The sequence below is a fragment of the Verrucosispora sp. WMMD573 genome (assembly GCF_027497175.1).
Taxonomy (GTDB): domain Bacteria; phylum Actinomycetota; class Actinomycetes; order Mycobacteriales; family Micromonosporaceae; genus Micromonospora.
Map to the genome: position 1 here is coordinate 1,427,773 of NZ_CP114901.1, position 19,318 is coordinate 1,447,090.

14 protein-coding genes are annotated in these 19,318 nt (G+C 69.1%); 7 read left to right on the forward strand and 7 right to left on the reverse strand.

What is annotated here, in order from left to right:
- Positions 1–212: 212 nt before the first annotated feature.
- From O7601_RS06630 to O7601_RS06645, 4 genes are read left to right on the forward strand one after another with little or no spacing between them, the layout of a single operon-like run.
- Positions 213–2,675, forward strand: coding sequence for a bifunctional diguanylate cyclase/phosphodiesterase (locus O7601_RS06630; RefSeq protein WP_281566820.1), 2,463 nt, complete (start codon positions 213–215; stop codon positions 2,673–2,675).
- 13 nt (positions 2,676–2,688) lie between these two features.
- Entirely contained in the window at positions 2,689–4,014 is a 1,326-nt protein-coding gene (locus tag O7601_RS06635) for a glycosyltransferase family 87 protein (RefSeq protein WP_281565340.1), read from the forward strand.
- Positions 4,011–4,643 carry a phosphoribosyltransferase family protein gene (locus tag O7601_RS06640; protein ID WP_281565341.1) on the forward strand — a complete coding sequence of 211 codons (633 nt, stop codon included), beginning with the start codon at positions 4,011–4,013 and terminating at the stop codon, positions 4,641–4,643. Before O7601_RS06635 ends, O7601_RS06640 begins: the two co-directional genes overlap by 4 nt.
- A 19-nt stretch (positions 4,644–4,662) precedes the next feature.
- Positions 4,663–5,061: a zf-TFIIB domain-containing protein gene (locus tag O7601_RS06645; RefSeq protein WP_281565342.1), complete on the forward strand. Its 399-nt coding sequence runs from the start codon at positions 4,663–4,665 to the stop codon at positions 5,059–5,061.
- 435 nt (positions 5,062–5,496) lie between these two features.
- Here the strand turns inward: O7601_RS06645 and O7601_RS06650 are convergent, their stop codons facing one another.
- On the reverse strand, positions 5,497–9,285 hold the full coding sequence (locus tag O7601_RS06650; RefSeq protein WP_348650233.1) for a replicative DNA helicase: 3,789 nt from the start codon (positions 9,283–9,285) through the stop codon (positions 5,497–5,499).
- Positions 9,286–9,661: 376 nt separating this feature from the next.
- Between O7601_RS06650 and O7601_RS06655 the strand changes: the two genes are divergently transcribed.
- Complete coding sequence (locus O7601_RS06655; protein WP_281565344.1) at positions 9,662–11,317, forward strand: hypothetical protein; 1,656 nt, start codon at positions 9,662–9,664, stop codon at positions 11,315–11,317.
- A gap of 77 nt (positions 11,318–11,394) precedes the next feature.
- On the opposite strand, the gene rplI is transcribed toward O7601_RS06655, so the two are convergent.
- From rplI to rpsF, 4 genes are all read right to left on the reverse strand, one after another.
- On the reverse strand, positions 11,395–11,841 hold the full coding sequence (gene rplI, locus O7601_RS06660; RefSeq protein ID WP_281565345.1) for a 50S ribosomal protein L9: 447 nt from the start codon (positions 11,839–11,841) through the stop codon (positions 11,395–11,397).
- Between the two features lie 13 nt (positions 11,842–11,854).
- Complete coding sequence (rpsR, locus tag O7601_RS06665; RefSeq protein ID WP_007073789.1) at positions 11,855–12,094, reverse strand: 30S ribosomal protein S18; 240 nt, start codon at positions 12,092–12,094, stop codon at positions 11,855–11,857.
- 41 nt (positions 12,095–12,135) lie between these two features.
- Positions 12,136–12,645, reverse strand: coding sequence for a single-stranded DNA-binding protein (locus O7601_RS06670; protein ID WP_164448791.1), 510 nt, complete (start codon positions 12,643–12,645; stop codon positions 12,136–12,138).
- Positions 12,646–12,744: 99 nt separating this feature from the next.
- Positions 12,745–13,035 carry a 30S ribosomal protein S6 gene (gene rpsF, locus O7601_RS06675; RefSeq protein WP_093409369.1) on the reverse strand — a complete coding sequence of 97 codons (291 nt, stop codon included), beginning with the start codon at positions 13,033–13,035 and terminating at the stop codon, positions 12,745–12,747.
- Positions 13,036–13,545: 510 nt separating this feature from the next.
- Here rpsF and O7601_RS06680 point away from each other — a divergent pair.
- On the forward strand, positions 13,546–14,337 hold the full coding sequence (locus O7601_RS06680) for a deoxyribonuclease IV (protein WP_281565346.1): 792 nt from the start codon (positions 13,546–13,548) through the stop codon (positions 14,335–14,337).
- Positions 14,334–16,502 (forward strand): hypothetical protein, encoded by a 2,169-nt coding sequence (locus O7601_RS06685; protein ID WP_281565347.1) that lies wholly within the window; start codon positions 14,334–14,336, stop codon positions 16,500–16,502. Before O7601_RS06680 ends, O7601_RS06685 begins: the two co-directional genes overlap by 4 nt.
- A 26-nt stretch (positions 16,503–16,528) precedes the next feature.
- Here O7601_RS06685 and O7601_RS06690 read toward each other — a convergent pair whose 3' ends face one another.
- Both O7601_RS06690 and O7601_RS06695 read right to left on the reverse strand, forming a co-directional pair.
- A complete protein-coding gene (locus O7601_RS06690) occupies positions 16,529–18,058 on the reverse strand; it encodes a glycosyltransferase 87 family protein (protein WP_281565348.1) in 1,530 nt (509 codons plus the stop codon).
- Between the two features lie 726 nt (positions 18,059–18,784).
- The gene (locus O7601_RS06695) at positions 18,785–19,273 is read right to left on the reverse strand and encodes a peptidoglycan-binding domain-containing protein (RefSeq protein ID WP_348650234.1); all 489 of its coding nucleotides are present in this window, start codon (positions 19,271–19,273) and stop codon (positions 18,785–18,787) included.
- Positions 19,274–19,318 lie beyond the last annotated feature (45 nt).

Below are 19,318 nucleotides of genomic sequence, written 5' to 3' on the forward strand. Positions count from 1 at the left end.
TCATCGCTAAACGCCCCCAAGCGACCCTAGGGTCTGGCAGCACGGTGCAGTCAGATTCAGCTGGGGGTCGAGATGAACTCGCACGAATGGAACTGAACCTCCTGCCCGATCAGGAGCAGCCGGAGTACGCTTGCGGAGCGCAACGCCCCGGTGACGATTGGGGATAATGCTTGGCTCGGCAGGCCCGACAGACCGGGACCGATCAGCGGCTGATGCTGCTCGTCGGTCTCGTCGTCATTCTGGCCGGCCTCGCCGGTGCGGTCTCCGTCGCGCACCTGCCCAGCTACGGCGCCATCACGGCGACCCTCACCTGGGCCACCCTGATCTCCCTCGTCGCGGTCGGTTTCATCGTCAAGGTCAGGGTGCGTATCCGCTCCACCAACCACGACATCGCCTGGACCGAGACGGCCATCGTGATCGGGCTCGCGGTGGCACCCGCCTCGGTGGTCATCCTCGCCACCGGGTTCGGCATCGCGATCGCCACGGTCCTCACCGGCAGCTCGCCGATCAAGAGAGCCTTCGGCATCGGCAAGAACATGCTCGTGGCCACCGCCGCCGGCCTGGTACTTCAGGTATTCGGGCGATCCGCCGGCAGCTCAGATCTCGCTGACACAGCGCTCCCCCTCGCCGTCGCCTATCTCGCTGCGGTGCTGCTCGACGAACTCGTCACCCTGCCGGTCATCTCTTTGGCCACCGGAACCTCGTTGCGCACTTTGTTCCGTGAGGACTGGGGTCTCCGCATCAGTGCGGCCGTCGCCCGCCTCATCGTCATCATCAGCACGGTGCTGCTCATCAACGTCGACTTCCGGCTGCTCCTCGCGGTGCCTCCGTTGATGCTCAGCCTCCACCTGCTCTACTCGGCGCGAATCCGCTCCCGCACCGAGCAGCAGGTGTGGCAGCGGCTCGCCCAGACCACCGACGCGCTCAGCGTGGTCGAGTTGGACGAGGTCCTCACCACCGCGGTCACCCGGGCGGCGGAACTCTTCTCCGCCGACGAGGTGGAGGTCGAGCTGCGCGACGCCGACCGGGTGGTACGCGGCGGCACCGACGGTGTCACGTACGACGGTCCGGCAGCCGAGCCCACCACCGTCCAGGGCGCGGTGGTCCCTGCCCGCCTGGAAGGGCACGACAAGACGGTCGACGTGGGCATGCTGCGGCTGCGATTCCGCGGACCGGTGAAACTCTCCGAGCGGGAGCAATACACCCTCTACACCTTCGCCTCGGCGCTGTGCACCGCCATCCGCAACGCCCAGGCGTACGCCGAACTCGCCCGGGTGGCCCAGGCCCACGCGCACGACGCGACGCACGACGCGCTTACCGGTCTACCCAACCGGCGTCACCTGCTCGACGCGGGCAACGACCAACTGAACCAACGGCACGCCGACGGGGTGACCGCCCTGGTGTTGATCGACCTGAACCACTTCAAAGAGGTGAACGACACCCTCGGTCACACCGCCGGGGACCAGATGCTGGCCGCCGTCGCCGAACGGCTGCGCGCTGCCGCCCACGCCGAGGACCTGGTCGCCCGGCTCGGCGGCGACGAGTTCGCCGTACTCCTGCGCGCCCTGCCCGCGCCCGCGGTCGCCGCACACCGCGCCGAAACGCTGCTGGCCGCGCTGCACGAACCCTTCGATATCGACGGCATGCGGCTCAACGTCGAGGCCAGCGGCGGTATCGCCGCCGCTCCCGCCACCGGCGGCATGGTCGAACTGCTGCGCCGCGCGGACGTCGCCATGTACCAGGCCAAGCGGGCCGGGCAGCGGCTGGCCAGCTACGCGTCCGCCCGGGACACCGCCGACCTGGATCGCCTCACGCTCGGCGGAGACCTGACCCGGGCCGTGGCCGACCACGAGTTCACCGTCAAGTTCCAGCCGATCGTCGAACTCGGCAGCGGTGAGGTCATCGCCGCCGAAGCGCTGGCCCGATGGCGTCACCCCACCCACGGCATGATCGACCCGCTGCGCTTCCTGGAGACCGTCGAACGGTCGGGCCTGCTTCCGGCCTTCGCCGAAGCCATCCTCGACCAGGCCCTGATCGCCGCCGGCGCCTGGCGGGACGCCGGATTCGACGTACCCGTGGCGGTGAACGTCTCCCCGCGCAGCCTGCTCGACGCCCGGTTCCCCGGTTTGGTGCTGGCCCGCCTGCGCGCCCACGACCTGCCACCCGACCGGCTGATCCTGGAACTGACCGAGACCCTCACCCTCAGTCAGCTCGACGTCGTCGACCGGGTACTCACCCGACTGCGCGACGCCGGCGTCCGGCTGGCCCTGGACGACTTCGGCACCGGCTACTCCTCACTCTCGCTACTCTCCCGGATCCCGGTGCATCAGCTGAAGATCGACCGAAGCTTCGTCACCGGCATGGAATCCTCCACCGAGGCCGCCGCGATCATCCGCTCCACCCTCGATCTCGGTCGCAGCCTCGACCTCTCCGTGGTGGCCGAGGGCGTGGAGCGGGAGGCGCAGCGACGCACCCTCTGGGAACTGGGCTGCACCGCCGGCCAGGGTCATCTCTTCGCCCGTCCGCTGCCCGCCGGAACACTGCTCGCCGCACTCCAGCGCGGCACCGGCGACCGGCCCGGCTGCCTGGCGGTCGCCCTGCACGACACCGGCGCGGTGGTCCGGCTACCGCAGGGACGCCGACAGGGCGGACGGGGCCGCCACCAGCCGGCCTGACAGACTAGCCCGGGTGAGCACCACCACCCCGACCAGCCGCCGTCCCGGGTGGTGGCACCGGATCGACACGACCGCCGGAGGTCTCGCTCTCGACCTCGGCCTCTACGCCGTCTCCGCCGCCTTCGCCGCAGTCACCGCGGCCACCTCCACCCTCCTGCCGCACCGCGCCTGGGGCGGTATCGCCGCACTCGGCTACCTCGGCGCGGCGATCGTCGCGCTCGGTCAGCTCCTGCTGCGGCGACACCGGCCCGGCTCGGCGCTGGCCGGACTGCCCGCACGCTGGCTGGTCACCCTGCTCACCTGGGTCGCCGTCGCCCTGCTACCGCTGCTGCGGCAGAGCGTGCAGCGCGCGGCCGGGCGCACCGACCGGGCACAGGAGGAGGTGCTCGTGGTCGAGGAGTCCGGGCGGCGGCTGGTGGAGACCGGCACGCCCTACTTGGGACCGGACGCCATTGCCGCGCTGCCGCCGGGCGAACAACTGCTCGGCTACACGCCGTATCAACCGGCAATGGCCCTGTTCGGGCTGCCCCGCGCGGCCACCGACGCGTGGTGGGGCGACGCCCGGGTCTGGTTCGCGATCGGCACCGCCCTAGCTCTCCTTCTCGCCGTCCGTATCCTGCGCCGACCGGAGGGTGCGGGCGCACCAGCCGCGCATGAGGCAGCCGTGCTGCGCGGGGTACAGGCCGCCACGGTCCTGCCGATCTGCGCGCTGACCCTCGCCACCGGCGGCGACGACCTACCCGTACTCGCGCTCTGCCTGCTGGGCCTCGCGCTCGCCGCCACCGCACGACCCGGTTGGGCCGGCGTCGCCGTCGGGCTCGCCGGTGCGCTCAAACTCTTTGCCTGGCCGGTCGCCGCCGTCCTGATCATCTGGGGCGTCTGCCGGCGGGTCGGCCGGCGGGTCGCCGCCGGCGCGCTCGGCCTACCCGCCGCCGCACTGCTGCCCACCCTGCTGGTGGACCGGGACGCCCTGGTGGAGAACGTGCTGCGGTTCCCCCTCGGGCACGGCCTGGTCTCCAGCCCGGCGCAGTCCCCGTTTCCCGGCTACCTGATCGCGAACGCGCTGCCGGCGGGACGGGCCGTGGCGGCGGCGCTGCTGGTCGCCGCCGCGGCGGCAATCGCCGTCCGGCTCGTCCGCCGCCCGCCCCGCACCGCCCGCACCGCGGCGCTCGTCTGCGGGTACGGGTTGCTCGTCGCGATCCTGCTGATGCCCAGCACCCGGTTCGGCTATCTGCTCTATCCGGTGGCGTTCCTCGTCTGGGCATCAGCACTCGACGTTCCCGGGATCCGGCAACCGGCGAGCGAAGACGGCTCGCACGGCGTAGACCTGAGGGCATGACCACCTACCGCGACCGCAGCGAGGCGGGCCGGATGCTCGCCGACCGACTCACCGCCCTGATCGGCGAACCGGACGTCGTCGTGCTGGGCCTGGTACGCGGCGGCGTGCCGGTCGCCCAGGTAGTCGCCGAACGCCTCGGCGCACCACTTGACGTACTCGTGGTGCGCAAGCTCGGCATGCCGTGGGCCCCCGAGGTCGCCTTCGGCGCGCTCGGTCCGGCCGGCGTACGCGTGGTCAACGAGGTGGTGGCCGGGCAGCTGAGCCCCGACGACATCGCCGACGTGCAGCGCCGGGAGCAGGCGGAGCTGGATCGGCGCGAACGGCTCTACCGGGCCGGCCGACCTCCGCTGGAGTTGACCGGGCGCATCGCCGTCATTGTCGACGACGGCCTGGCGACCGGCGCTACCGCCCGGGCCGCCGTGCAGGTGGCCCGGCACCTCGGTGCCCGTCGGGTGGTGGTCGCCGTACCGGTCGGCGCCCAGCAGGCGTACGAGATGCTCGCCGCCGAAGCCGACCAGGTGATCTGTGCTCAGCGGCCACCCAACTTCACCGCCGTCGGGGCGTACTACGACGACTTCCACGAGGTGTCCGACGGCGAGGTGACGGAGGCGCTGACCGCTACCGCGTGAGTCGACCAGGTACCGTCGGGTGATGAGCCTGACCTGTCCCAAGTGTCACGGAGAAATGCGTCAGTACGAGCGCAGTGGCGTGGTCATCGACCAGTGCGGCGAGTGCCGGGGGATCTTCCTCGACCGCGGTGAGTTGGAGAAGCTGTTCGAGGCGGAGGCCAACTGGAGCGCGCAGCAGACGCCCCCCGCCCCGCAGCCGGCCCGGCACGCACCGCAGCCCGGCGGCTACCAGCCCCCACCTCCGCCGCCTGCGCCACACCAGCCGGGCTACGGTGCCGTTCCGCCGCCTCCGCCGCCTCCGCAGCACGGCTACCCGGCCCCGGCACCTGCCTACGGCCACAGCCAGCAGCACTACGGCTATCACGGGCACTACCGCCGGAAGAAGCGCAAGAGCTTCCTCGACGAGATGTTCGGCTGAGCAGCACGACCCTGGGTGACCGGGCCGCCCGACCGGCCCGGTCCTCCATCCCCGCACCACTCGTCGCGCTGGCCAGCCCCGCCGACGGACCGGCCACCGTGGACTCCGTCAACTACTGGCACTCTTTCCCGCACGGCGACGGGAGCGCCCGGCACGTCTGGTGGGCCCGTCGCTCGGCTGCCGCGTTCGACCGCCCGCGGTGGTCCGGCTCTGGGCGGACACCGCGCCGGCCGCCGTACGCGCTGCCGGCAACGCGGCCGCGACCCGGGTCGGGAGGGCCCCGTGGATGCCCTGCTCGGCGGTACCGTCACTCGGTCGGCCGGGTGGAACGACCACGACTACCTGCTCAAGGCCACCGGGCGGCTGCGCTCACCGGACCGGAGCGAGGCGATCTCGGTGCATTGGCCGCCCGGTTCCCGGTGCTCGGCTGAGCGGTCAGACGATCGCCATGTCCACGAAGCGCGACAGGTGCAGCTGGGCGGCGACCGTCACAGTGTCAGTCGGGCCATTTCTGTGTTTAGCGACTATGAAATCCGCCTCCCCGGCCCGCGGCGACTCCTTGTCGTAGTAGTCGTCCCGATGCAGAAGTATGACTACGTCAGCATCTTGCTCGATGGAGTTGTGCGTGGCGATCCCGTTGGCGACGAAGTTGTGCGTACCGAGCACGGTGGCATCGAAGACGTCACGGTCACCGATGGACTCGATGGACACGATTTCATCCCAGAAGATGTCATTCGTGGCGTGCAGATCGAGGTCGGCGGCGTCGAGAGTCCGGGCGATACTCGCCAGCCGGGAACGGCTCGGTGCATGCTTCAAGAGCGTGCTTCCGCAGAACTGGGTACCGATCGCACTGGCAAACTCGCGGTGGCTCATGGCGTTGTCCACGAGGATCTCGCGAACGCGTTCCCAGACCTCACGCGGAACCGTGTCGACGTTGGTGTTGCTGCTCGTCAACGTTAGGGCTGCGAGTAGTGCTTCGCACTCGGCCGACCTCTCACCGTGCACTCCGATCTCGCGCAAGAAGCGCAACTGGTCATCACGTCCGGAGATGTCGAGCGTGTACTGGGTGCGGTATCGCGCCGCCGGCACGGTTTTCAACCGAGCGGTGATGCCGTACCGGAGCAGCAACCGGGAGATGTCCTCCACCAGTCGCCGGCTGGTGGACGAGTAGTAGACGCGCCCGCCACGCCCGGACTTGTTCACATGCACGGACCCGTCGGTCGCCCAGATGTGTCGTAGGAACAGGGTGATCTGGCCCTTGGGCAGGCCGAACAACGTCGGTGGCACAAACTTCTCGTGTGATCTGAGGCCGAAGAGCCCGAAGCCGTCCAGCCACTCGGCGATGGGATTCCGCCGTCCTCGAGCAAGCCGGTACGGGGCCGGGAGCCGGAGAGTGGTGACCCGGGCAGCCGGGTAATCGTCCCGGACTGCGGTGACACCGAAATGCCTGGCTGCTTCCGATACCGCCTGCAGGTTCGCCTCATCGACGCTGGCGTAGCGAATGGGCTGACGCCGTACGAACGATCCGTCGCCCAGCAGGTGAGCCATGAGCACCACCTCGGCCTCCGGCAGGGCTCGGACGTCCAAGGGCGCTGGTACATGGCGGGGCGTCGCCAGACGTGTCCCAGGGTTCAACTCGCCGAGTGGGATCCAGCCAGCAAAGGTGAGGAACGGGTGATTTGCCGTCGCATCGATCTGCTTCCCCGACGCCAACGTCATCCGGAACACCTCGCGACGGCCACTCGGGAAGACGTGCGTCATTGTTCGCGGCGTGTACCGCAGACTCTCGTCCAACGCCCAGACCGGGATGTCCCGCGCGTCCTCGGCCAGAAGTTGACCAAGAGTGACCTCGGAGTTGTCGTCCGCTCGAATGACTCTCGTATCCGAGGTCAGGCACCCACTTTCACGTAGATCGGACAGTTGTGGGCGCTTGTCGGTACGTTGCTCCGGGCCACGGTTCAGCTGGCTGACCGCGATGACCGGACACTCGACTTCCTTGGCCAGCAGCTTCAGGCCACGCGACAGGTCCGCGACCTCCTGCTGCCGGCTCTCGGTACGCTTCGGCGAGGTCATCAGCTGGAGATAGTCGACCACGATCAACTTGAGGTCATGCCGCTGCTTGAGCCGACGGGCCTTCGCCCGGATCTCCATCAGGTTCATGCTGGGTGTGTCATCGACGAACAGTGGCGCCTCGCTGATCTCACCCATGCACCGGGCGAGCTTGGTCCAGTCGTCATCGGACAGTTGCCCGCTTCGCAGCACGTGCAGTGGCACCCGGGCCTCGGCCGAGAGCAGCCGCATGACGATCTCGACCTTGCTCATTTCCAGCGAGAAGATCGCCGATGCCTGGTTGGCACGGATCGCGGCGTTGCGCGCGAAGTCCATGCTCGCGGTGCTGTTGTGCGTGGGAATCATTGATCGACCGGCCAGGTAAAGGTGATCCTCGTTGTCGACCGTGACGCACCGCACGGGGACACTCGGCACCTGTCGCACATCCACGATGTAGCGGGATCGGCTACCCGCCCGGCCGACCGTGTGTCGGCGCGTAGCATGCGACTCCCGCTTTCTGGTCAACCGGAATACCTCGTCCGCCGTCGAGAAGCTCAATGTGAAAGCCGTCGAGCTTTCGGGGGTACGGCCGTTGACTCGCTTGCGGTCGATCGAGCATCGGTAGCCCAGGCTGACGACGAGCTCGTACACATCCTCGGCTATCCGCTCCGAGGTGGTGGTGTACTGAACGTGTCCGGCTGCCGCAGCGGTACCGTCGGTGTCGAGCAGTCCCGCCAGCAGCTCCCGTCGCTGCTCCTCCGACGCTCGGAGGTAAGGCTGCGGAATGTGCTTGTCGTTCAGGACACCGGCGGCTCGAAGCAGCCCGGTGAACGAGCTTCCCGGGGCCACGACGAAGCCATCGGCTTCGACGTACTGTGCGATCTCCGGGTCCGCCGACGTGAACCGGGCGCCTGCCGAGTGCCCGTCGCCAAGCCACACGCCAAGCGTGTACGGGGGGATCGGCAGGTCCTCGCGGGCGGGAAGGGCCAGCGGTTGAGCATTGGTCACCGCGTGGTTTGCGCGCCCGTCAGCCGGATGCCGCAGTGTCGCGGCGATGTGTTCGGTAGTGACGGCGATGCCCATCTCCACGGCTTCCCGGTGGGTGACAAGCCGGTCGGGGATGGCGGTGACAGCCCGGTGTACGGCTGCCGCCTTGGCGCGTGCCGAGGTATCCCACTGGTCGCGCGGCCGGAGCTCATTCTGTCGGCGGCGGGCGGCCCGGGTGGTCGTCGTCCACAGGTGCTCGGCATCGGCGACGATGACTGATCCGTCGGAGAACTCGACCTCGTAGCAGGGGCGGTCGTGGCGCACCTCGTAGGCGTGCGTGACGGTGGTGGGGCGGCCGTCCGCACCGATCAGCTGATCGCCTACCTGCACCTCACCCATCGTCGTCCAGCCGGTGGGGGTCGGCAGGGGTGTGTCGAGTGCCAGCGCCTTGCCAAGGCCAGGTCGCCCCGCCACGATGATCAACTGACCGGCGTGCAGCCCGTTGAGCAGGCGATCCAGGTCGGTGAAGCCGGTTGGTACGCCGGTCATCACGCCACCCTGGGCGCCGACCGCCTCGATCTCGTCGAGCGTCGGTTGCAGCATGTCGGCCAGGACCGCGAAGTCCTCGCTGACCCGTCGTTCCGTGACGTCGTAGACGGCCTGCTGGGCGAGGTCGACGATGTCGTCCACGTCCCGGCTGCCACCGCTCGCGGTGCCGTAGCCGAGTTGGACGATCCGGGTGCCGGCCTCGACCAGTCGCCGGAGCACCGCGCGTTCGCTGACGATGCGCGCGTAGTAGGCGGCGTTCGCCGCGGTCGGCACGCTCGCGATCAACGTGTGCAGGTACGGCGCCCCGCCCACACGGGCCAGATCGCCGGAGTCGGCAAGTGCCGCCGCGACGGTGATGGCGTCGGCCGGCTCGCCCCTGCCGTAGATCTCCAAAATGGTGTCGAAGATGGTGGCGTGCACCGGCCGGTAGAAGTCGTTGGTCTTGAGAATCTCGACGACGTCGGCGATCGCGTCCTTGGAGAGCAGCATGCCGCCCAGGACGCACTGCTCCGCGGCGACATCCTGCGGCGGCGTCTTGTCGAACTGACCGTCGCGCGGCCCGTCGCCGGACTGCTGCCCGCTGCCCGGGAACGACTCCGTCCGCCTGTCGTCGGTGACCGACACCGGGCCCCCCTCCACTGCGTCGGATCGGTTCCAGGCTTACCGCCCGGGTGCGACAACTCAACCGGCCGCTTCGATCGGGGGCCATCGGATCAGCAGGTCGGTGGCAACCATACGGACTGCGAGGTCAGCCGCTCAACCGTGGCGGTGGACGAGCCTCGGGACAACCTGTGGACTCAGGTGGACAACCATGTGCGCAGCGTGTGCACAGGGTGTGGATAACGGATGGGGAAATTCTCGCCAGGATGCCAGTGACCTGCGGAAACTTTTTCCCCAGCCTGTGGAGGGAATTTCCGGGTAGGGCTTTGTCCTGAACCTCCCGTAAGATCGGTACCCAACGGCTACACCTGCACAGCGGATTGCACTTTCGGTTGAGAAGGGTCACGCTCCGGCCGTGAGTTACCGGGACTGGGCACGCGGGGAGGACGGTCCGCGCGAGCGGCGACCGACCGCTTCGTGGGCCGAGCCCGTCGAGGATTCACGGGCCGACCGTTACGACTCGGCAGCCGAGCGCTACCGCACCCCGAGTCGTCGGCGGGCGATCGAGCGCGGCCAGGAGGAGCCGGCCGAGCCGTATCTGCCGCGCTGGGCCCTGGAATCGGGAGTCAGCAGCGTCGACGGTGGCGGTCGGCATGCCGCGCCGGACGACGATGACGACGATGACCGGCCGCACTACGGCGATGGCGGCTGGCGAGCGTCGGGGGCTTCCCGGGCCAGTCGGAGCCGGCGCTCCGCTGAGGCTGATTGGCGTGATCCGCCGCCCCGCGCCATCGCCTCGTCGCCAGCGGTGGTGCCGCAGTCCGACCACACCCGTGAGTGGACCTTCGACACTCCGCAGGAGGAGGGGTACGTCGGCAGCCGCCGGGCCGAGGAGGACGATCCGGTCTCGGGGGTGGCGCCGCAGAGTCGGCCTCGCCGCGCCCAGTCCCGCCGACGCCAGGTGACCTGGTCCGGCCTGGAGGACGAGGGCCAGCAGACCTCCGACTCGGAGCCGGCCGTCGATCCGACGCCTCGACGTCGGCGGCGAGCGATCGAGCCGGCACCCGGTCCGGCAGTGGACCCCTGGGAACGGACTGCGGAACCCTGGGAGCGGACGGCGGAGCCGGCACCGCACCGACCTGCGGTGGATCCGTGGGACGCCTCCGGTATGCACGCCTGGGAGCAGCCCACCGGTCTGGATCGTCGTGCCGATTCCGGCCTGGTTGATCCCTGGGACGCCGACAGCACGAGCCAGTGGCTTCAGTCGTCGGCGTCGGAGCAGTGGCTGGAGCCGGACAGCACGGGCCAGTGGGACCGCGATCCCGAGCTTGATCGACGGGAACGGCAGCGGGACCGCAACAGGTGGGAGGACTACTCCGAGCCGGACCGTGATCGTACGGAGCGTCCCCGGTCGGATGGCGCACCCGGTGCGCAGCAGTGGTCGTGGAGCAGCCGATCCGAGCCGGAGCCGCCGCAGGCGACCTTTTGGCCGGGTACCCGGTTGGCCGGTGACGATCCGCGTTGGGTTGACGCGCCGGCCTCGGCACCCCGGTCACCGGTGGTGAGCTACACGGCACCGCGCCCCCGCCCGGTGGCCAGGCGGGGTACTGCTGCGGTCCCGCAGGCTCGGCCGGTAGGCATGGCGGCGGTACGACGCCGCATCGAGTCGGTGGGCAACGCCGGCTGGAACCACCGGCTGGAAGACGACCTGCTTGATCCCGATCCGGGCGGCCCCTGGCTGCCCCTGCTCTACACCGCAGCCTGTTACGTCCTGCCGGCGGTTGTGGTCTTCGTCTGGTTGCTGACCCTGGACGGGGCGCCGCCAGTGGGCTGCGTGACGGACATCAGTGGCGGTGGTTGCGAGTCACCCCGGGCGCGGGCGTTCGGGGCGATGGTGGGCGGGCTGCCGCGCTTCGGCCTGGCCCTGGCCAGCAGCCTGGCGATCGCGACACTGCTGCGTCGGGTGGGTACGACCTGGCGTCCGACCACTGTGGCGCTCGCCGCCGCCGTGGTGGGTGGCGGCCTCTCGACGGTGATGATCAGCGCGGTGACCGGCCAACCCATCGGATGATCCGGTACTTCACGAACAACGACGCAGGGCCCGCACCGGTGCACGGTGCGGGCCCTGCGTCAGTTGCCGGCCGGGACTCAGCCCTGCACGACGTTGAGATTGAACGTGGCGGTCACCTCGGGGTGCAGTTTGATCCGCACCGGGTGCGACCCGATCGACTTGATGTGGCCGGAAACCTCCAGCCGCCGCCGGTCGAGAGCCGGACCACCGGCCGCCTTGACGGCGTCGACGATCTCGGCCGGGGTGACCGAGCCGAAGAGCCGACCGCCTTCACCGGCACGGGCCTTCAGGGTCACCTTGAGGGCCTCAAGCTGCGCCTTCACCTCGTTGGCGTGATCCAGGTCGCGGATCTCACGGGCCGAGCGGGCCCGCTTGATGAGGGTGACCTGCTTTTCCGCGCCCTTGGTCCAGGCGATCGCGAAGCCCTGCGGGAGCAGGTAGTTACGGCCGTAGCCGTTCTTGACCTCCACGATGTCGCCCGGGGCACCGAGCCCGGACACCTCCTGAGTCAGGATGATCTTCATGTCGGTGCCTCTCTCAGCGGGCCGTCGCGGTGTACGGCAGGAGCGCCATCTCACGGGCGTTCTTGACCGCACGGGCGATCTGCCGCTGCTGCTGCGAGGTGACGCCGGTCACCCGCCGAGCGCGGATCTTGCCGCGATCGGAGATGAACTTGCGCAGCAGCGCGGTGTCCTTGTAGTCGATGTAGGTGATCCCGTCCTTGTCGAGCGGGTTCACCTTCTTCTTCGGCTTGCGCAGTGCCGCAGCCTTCGCCATTGCTCTTGCTCCTGGTTTACGATCACGGGCGCTCGGCGCCATTAGAACGGAGGCTCCTCGTCGAAGTTGCCGCCACCCGAACGTGCGGGAGCCGGTGCGGCCGAAGCCCAGGGGTCGTCGAAGTTGCCTCCGCCGCCCTGGCCACCACCGCCACCACTACCGAAGCCGCCGCCACCGCCGCCGGACCGGGACATCTTCTGCACCTTCGCCGTGGCGTAGCGCAGTGACGGGCCGATCTCGTCGACCTCCAGCTCGATGACGGTGCGCTTCTCACCCTCGCGGGTCTCGTACGACCGCTGACGCAGCCGGCCCGAGACGATGACGCGGGCGCCGCGCTGAAGCGACTCCGCGACGTGCTCCGCGGCCTGCCGCCAGACGGTGCACGAAAGGAACAGCGGCTCGCCGTCCTTCCACTCACCGGATGCCTTGTCCATGAACCGGGGCGTCGAGGCGACCCGGAACTTGGCGACCGCGGCACCGGAGGGGGTGAACCGCAACTCGGGGTCATCGGTCAGGTTGCCGATGACCGTGATGGTGGTGTCTCCTGCCATGACCAACTCCTCGCGCGCTCATCCGTTCCGCCGTACAGGTTCTCAGAACCCTCCGACAGCGACGGTGAGGCTGATCCGGGTGGGGCCGGGGTGGGTTTGCTAGCGCATCTCCGGCCGGAGGACCTTCGTACGCAGCACGGACTCGTTGAGCCGCAGCTGGCGGTCCAGCTCGGCCACCGCCTCCGGCGTCGCCTGGAGGTCGATGACGGCGTAGATGCCCTCGGCCTTCTTGTTGATCTCGTAGGCGAGGCGTCGGCGGCCCCACACATCGGTCTTCTCCACCGAGCCACCCGCGGTCCTGATCACGTTCAGGTACGTGTCGAGCGACGGGGCGACGGTGCGCTCCTCGAGGCTGGGGTCGAGGATCACCATGATCTCGTAATGACGCAAGACGTGCTCACCTCCTGTGGGCTAGGCGGCCACGGTCCTTCCGTGGCAGGAGGTCGTGCGTCGTGGCCCGTTCCGGTGCCGGGGGAACCCGGCCGGGACGGGACAACCGGACCAGGATACCCGGCCTTGACGATCACCATCACCGAGGTGACGACGCACAGCGAACCGGGGGTCCGTGCCGACGTCGCTGTCGGCACGGACCCCCGGTCACGGGGCCGCGGGGCGCCTGGTCCGCATTCCTTGGGTGGGACCTGGGGAGGAACGACCACACCGATGAGGTTGGACCGGAGACGCCCCGCGGAGCTTTATCACGTTGTTACCTGACGTTATCGCGGAAGCCGGTGCTTCATGGGGCAAATCCTAGAATTACCGACATTTTTATCCCAAGTGCTGCTGTGTCGTCTTGACCTGAGGATCCATTGGCATCAACGACTGCCGCCGGTGTCGGTGACGCGGCCAGGTAGCGGGCGGTCGGCCCACCCGTCGGTGGCGGGACGTAGGCTCGCCTGCATGCGTATCGGAGCCCACGTCGATCCGACCGACCCGCTGGCGGAGGCGATCGCCCGAGCAGCGGACGCCGTGCAGTTCTTCCTCTCCGACCCTCAGGGCTGGAAGTCGCCGCAGCCCCGCTCCGACGCGGCAGCGCTGATCGGTGCCGAAGTCGACGTGTACGTGCACGCGCCGTACGTCATCAATGTCGCCACCGGCAACAACCGCATCCGGATCCCCAGCCGCAAGCTGCTGCTCGCGCACGCCAGAGCGGCCGCGGCGATCGGCGCCAAGGGCCTGGTGGTGCACGGCGGGCACGTGAACGCGGGTGACGATCCGGCGACCGGGTTCGACAACTGGCGAAAGGCGCTGTCGTACGCGGCCGAGTCGGGTGGCTTCGGGCTGCCCGTGCTGATCGAGAACACCGCCGGTGGCGAGAACGCCTGCGCCCGCCGGCTCGATGCGCTCGCCCGGCTCTGGGACGCCGTCGGTGACCAGCAGGTCGGGTTCTGCCTGGACACCTGCCACGCCCATGCCGGCGGGGAGGAACTGCTCGGTCTGGTCGATCGGGTGAAGGCGATCACCGGCCGGATCGACCTGGTACACGCCAACAACTCCAAGGACGGGTTCGGGTCGGGGCGGGATCGCCACGACAACCTGTCGGGTGGGACGATCGACCCGGAGCTCCTGGTCGCGGTGATCCGCGCGGCGGACGCGCCGGTCATCGTGGAGACGCCCGGGGGCGTCGAGGGGCAGGGCAACGACATCGCTTTCCTGCGTCGGCAACTCGACGGGGAGACCGGAGCACGATGACCACGGACCAGTCCGCCTCCGGCGGCCCCAGGCCGACCTCGCGCGACGCCCGGGCCACCGATGGTCCGACGCCCGGCGGCACCGACCCGCAGAGCCGGCGCGACCCCAACGGTGTCCCGGCGAGCGCCTTCAACGACGCCGACCAGGACGAGGCTGCCCTGGGTAAGACCGCCGACCAGGGCAAGACCAACACCGTGGACACGGCCGACGCCAAGAGCGAGGTCGGCGCCAAGAGCAGAGCCGGCGACCAGGACGGGCCGGGGAAGAAGGACGAGGCCGGCAAGACGGCGGGCGGCGACGGGGCCGGCGCGGGCGACAGCGGCACGCCCGATGGCAAACCGGCAACGGACGGAAGCAAGCCCGACGGCACCCCGGCGGAGGGCGAGAGCAAGCCGGACCCGTGGGCCGCCTTCGGGCCCGCACCGGAGCCGGTGCCCACCCGGTACGGGCGGCTGGGCCGGCGGGTCGGCCGGCTGCTGATCCACGAGTGGACGCTGGCCGCCGTCGCGTCGCTGGCGCTGGCCGTGCTGATGACCTGGCCGACACTTCGTTACCCGGCACACACGCTGCCGCAGGACTACTGGGACCCGAGCCTCCAGGCCTGGCAGATGGCCTGGTCCGGGCACATCCTGCTGACCGAACCGGCCCAGCTCTGGCACGCCAACGCGTTCTTCCCGGAACGGTGGAGTTTCGCCTTCTCGGACACCCTGCTCGGGTACGCGCCGGCCGGCATGATCGGCAGTGGCCCCGAGGCCGCCCTCGTTCGCTACAACATCATGTTCGTGCTGGCACACGCCCTCGCCGCCTTCGGCGCGTACGTGCTGGCCCGGCAGCTCGGCGCCAGCCGGACGGGCGCCGCGGTGGTCGGTGCCGCGTACGCCTACGCGCCGTGGCTCCTGGCCCAGGCCGGCCACCTGCACGTGGTCTCCAACGGCGGCATTCCGCTGGCGCTGGCCATGCTGGCCCGGGGCCACGGCTGGTCGCTGCGGCACGGCTACCGACCGGAGCGCCGACACGAGGGCTGGGTGTACGCCGGCTGGCTGGTGGCCGCCTGGCAGCTCAGCCTCGGATTCGGTATCGGCCTGCCGTTCGCGTACGTCCTCGCCGGCGCCGTGCTGGTCGCCGCCATCATCTGGTACGCGAAACGGATCTTCTGGCGACTCAAGCGCCCCTTCGGTCAGCGGTTGTTCGTCGCCGACCTGATCGGCGGGCTGATCTTCGCCGGGGTGGGCGTCCTGATGGCCATCCCGTACTTCACCGTCACCCAGCTGCACCCCAACGCCGAACGGACAATCGGCGACATCGCCATCTTCTCGCCGCCCGCGACCGGTTTCGTCACCGCCCCGGCCGAGTCCCGCCTCTGGGGCGGGCTGCACGAAGGCGCCCGGTCGCTACTGCCGTGGCACCCGGAGATGACCCTGCTGCCCGGCTTCGTGCTGTACGCGCTGGCCCTCGGCGGGCTGTTCTTCTCCATCTGGAAGCTCCGCCAACGGCTCCTGCTGCTCGCCGGCGTGCTGGTCGCGATGGCCCTGTCGATGGGTACCGAGCTGTTCGGCGGTCGCTTCACCTACGTACCGCTCTTCGACCATCTGCCCGGCTGGAGCGGCATCCGGACGCCGGGCCGGATGATGCTGTGGGCGACGTTGCTGCTCGGGCTGCTCGCGGCGGGGGCGGTCAGCGCGTTCGCCGAACGGGTCCGAGAGATCTCCGCCGAGCGGATTCCCTCCTGGCCGAGCCCCTGGCTACGCCTGGCGACCCTGGTGCCGCTGCTGCTGGTCATCGCCGAGGGCACCAACACCACACCTCACCCGGTGGTGCCGGCGCAGCCGGCGGCGATGCGTTCGGTCGACGGCCCGCTGCTCGTGCTGCCCAGCGGGCAGAACCACGACCAACCGGTGATGCTGTGGTCGACCACGCGATTCCAGGACATCGTCAACGGCGGCAGCGGTTTCACCCCACGTCAACTCGACGACGTACGCCGGGTCACCATGACCTTTCCCGATCAGACAAGCGTCGACTATCTGCGCACGCTCGGCGTGGACAACGTGCTGGTGCTGCGCGACAAGATCGCCGGCACCCCGTGGGAGGTGAGCGTCGACGCACCGGTCGACGGGCTGGGCATCACCCGCGAGGAGATCGACGCCGTCGTCGTCTTCCGCCTCTGAACGTCGAGCGCTAGCGCGCCACCGGGTCAGGTGGTTGCGGCCACCGGGGTCGGCGTCGGCTCGGCGGCCCGGCGGCTTCGCCATCGATCCAGCCAGGGGGCGTCGGGGGTGCCGTCGAGCAGGCCGCCGTCCGGGTCGTCGGCGTAGGTACGGCGTACCGCGTCCTGCTCCGGGTGCAGAATCTCTCGGACGACCAGCACGACCAGGGCCACCACGGCGGCCAGGCGCAGGGTCGCGGCCAGCACAAAGACGCCCTCCGGGAAGACCGGCGTGCCGGTCGCCGTGCCGAGCAGTTGGCCGTAGAAGGCGATGAAGTAGCAGACCTCGGCGGCCTGCCAGACGAGGAACGCTCCCCACTTGGGCCGGGCGAGCACCACCAGCGGCAGCAGCCAGAGCACGAACTGCTGCGACCAGACCTTGCTGAAGATCAGGAAGGCGGCGACCACCAGGAAGGCGAGCTGGGCAAGTCGGGGACGTCGCGGTGCCAGCAACGCCAGCGCGCCGATGCCGAGGCAGGCCAGTCCGAACAGGGCGTACGACAGGTAGTTGAGCGTGGGGATGTTGGCGTCGAGCCACTGGAACGGTCCGATGTTGGCGGGGTCGCCGAACTTCCCGTCCAGGTAGCGACCGATGTACCAGAAGGTGCCCCAGTCGATCGGACGCGTGGTGTTCAGCTCGAAGAAGCGATCCCAGTTGTCCCGGTACGGTATCGCCGCCGGCAGGTTCACCAGCACCACCGTCGCCGCGGCCGTGCCGATGGACAGCAGCGCGGCCCGGATCCGGTTGGCACGTAACGCGAGTACCAGGATCGGCCCGAGGATGAACAGCGGCCACATCTTCGCCGCGCCACCGAGCCCGAGCAGCACTCCCGAGAGCGCCACAAGCATCGTCCCCTTCGGGCCCGGCCCGGAGCGCGCCCAGAGCAGCAGTCCCAACGCGGCGAGCCCGATGGCGAGGAAGTCCCAGTTGACGGTGGCGGTGAGCAACAGCGCGGGGGCGAGCGCGAAGAGCGCGGCATCCCACGGGCGGCGACGGCGCAGCGCCAGGATCACCGCCACGGTGACCACCGCCAGCGCACCGAGCACCAGGGCGTTGAGGTTGTAGAACCACTGGCCCTGGTTCATGTCCGGATTGCCGTCGCCGGCCGCGTGGACCGGCAGCCCGAGCGCCCCCATGAAGTACCCGGTGAGCACCGGATACTCGACCGGGTGGTCCCGGTAGGGCACTGCGCCCTCGTTGAGGCGCTCGGCGTAGTAGAGCGCCAGCACATCGGTGTAGCAGAAGCGGGTGTACTGCTCGTTGTTCGCCCACGCGCCGTCCTGACAGGGCGACTTCTGCACCCAGTGCAGGGCCAGCGTGAGGCAGGTCAGCGCCAGGACGATCCGCACCGCCGTCCAGAACCGATTCTCCGCGCCGATGGGCCGGTCGCGGGCGACCGCGTGGTCGCCGAGCGGACCGCCGATCAGCCCGGAGAGCCCCCGGACGAAGCCGTCGGAGCGGGACGGGTGATCGGGGGCACCCGATCCATCGATGCCTGGCGTCGACTTCGTGCTCATGACCGTGCATCCTGCCGTATCCGGCGACCCCGTTGAAGCCGAAACCACGGCGAATCCCCGAGGCACTGCCGCCGTTTTGTGGGTACCTCCGCCACCTGGGCATCGGCGTCCGGCGCTCGGCAATCGGCCCTCGGCGCTCGCGGTCTGCGGCATGTCGCGGTATCCCTGGCGCCGGAAACCACGACATGCCGCATCCGACGAGCCGGTGTTCAGGGGCCGAGCCGGCGGCCGGCCGCAGTCGTGTACGGACGACGTGCGGACGGGTCGCAGCGAACAACGGATCACCCTGAAGTCGCGCTACAACCCTCGCTGCGGAAACCGCACGGGCGCGGGGTGGCTTCCGACTTTCTTTATGATGCTCTGCCCGTCGCGTTGGCGGGTGCTGTTCGCCGTCATGCGGTCTTGCCCCGGTGGGCGCTCATCATCGCCTGCAGCTTCTCCACCGTGTTCCAGTCCGCACGGTGGTCGACGGCTCGCCCTTGGCCATGCCCAGTGATCATAAGCGGGCTGTTCTCTTGCTAGTAGACAGGACGCTCAGCCGAATAGAGAAGACATACAAAGATTGGTCCGACCGCCACAATGCCAGCAATCCCCAGCATGCCACGTCGATCTAATCGACTGTATTCCATCGGCCTCGGTGGCCATCCAGAAGGTTCTGGATGGCCACCGTCGACACTCATCACAGGCAACCTCAATACTCAATAAACCGTACCAACTGACGACGCACTAGCAGTAGGCTGCCGAAGTGTAGGAAGTCGATCTCCACGCATCGTTAGGGGTGTCGTAGACATAGTACACGCCACCACTGCGACGGAACAGGCGCAGACCGCTGACATAAACGTACTCACCGGAAAGAACGAAGAAGTTGTCAGCCCTTCCCAAGGTCTGAGGTCCCGCGATGCCATCAACAGTCAGTCCGTATCGCTGCTGAAATGCGATGGTGGCGGACCTGGTCGCAGGCCCAAAGTCGCAATCGACAGATCCAGTGTAGAAGCCCTCATTTTTGAGAAAGAGCTGCCATGCTGCCGTTGCCCGGCTGTACCGGTGAGAATTCATGCTTAGGGGCCCTTCGTCGCCCCAGTCGTCGGTAACAGTACCCGAGCCGGAGATGTACCCCTGGGAAACGGAGGCACTAGCTGCCGGGGCACAAGCTAAAGCACCGCCAACCAAGACAGTCGCCAAGGTTGCCGCAGTTAAAAGTGACTTTAGCGCCATACGCTTCTCCCCGATGATCGCAGAATACCGGCTGGACGTGCTACC